The sequence below is a fragment of the Peribacillus sp. SIMBA_075 genome (genome assembly GCF_046534585.1).
Genome location: NZ_JAWRYN010000101.1, coordinates 1 through 720, shown reverse-complemented (window position 1 = coordinate 720; position 720 = coordinate 1). Strand labels below are relative to the sequence as shown.

Sequence of the window (720 nt, the reverse complement as noted above, 5' to 3'; positions counted from 1 at the left end):
AATCATACAAACCCTGAATAACAGGGCTCGCAGCTTTTTCCGTCCCCTCTTGGTGATGGTTGTTTTCCCCTTATGCTTACCAGAGGTATTTTCTTTTAAGCTTAAGCCGGCCAGCTTAATAATTTGTCGGGGATGAGTATATTCCTTAAGGTCACCAACTTCTGCAAAGAAGCCCGCAACAGTGTCTCTACCAACACCTTTTATCGCTAACATTTGTGGTACACCTGGTATTTCATCAAGTAAACAATCTATTTTTGTATCCAATTCTTCGAATTTCAAGTGGATTAATTCATATTTAGCCAGAAGCGTTTTCAGCTCCAGTTTTGCCATTTCGGAGCCTTGTCGAAGTCCGATGGACTTACTGGCTGCTTGCTTTAACTTACGAATTTTGCTTAGACCTACACTTCGGGTCACGGTTTTTCTTAAGTGGGCTAACAGTTCGTGCTCAGTGAAATTTACTATTTCATGTGGTAAAGCATAGAGCTTTAAGAATTGTAATGCTGCTTTTCCCTCCCACTTCTTAAATACCGTTAGAAATTCTGGAAAGTACCGATCAATCCAGTTATGGACCTGGCCTTGGACCGTCTGAAGATCCTCTGTTAAAAGATCACGAATTTTCTTCGCCACACGTAGTTCGGCATAAACTCCTTGTGGTATCGTAGGTTCGGCGTATCTTCCGTCTTTGACCAACTGTGCAATGACTTTAGCATCTTTCACATC

The 720-nt window shown here is 41.8% G+C and carries 1 protein-coding gene; it reads right to left on the bottom strand.

The window, feature by feature from the left end:
- Positions 1–720: transposase (locus SB775_RS27325; protein ID WP_410864271.1), on the bottom strand; the 720-nt coding region annotated here is incomplete at both ends.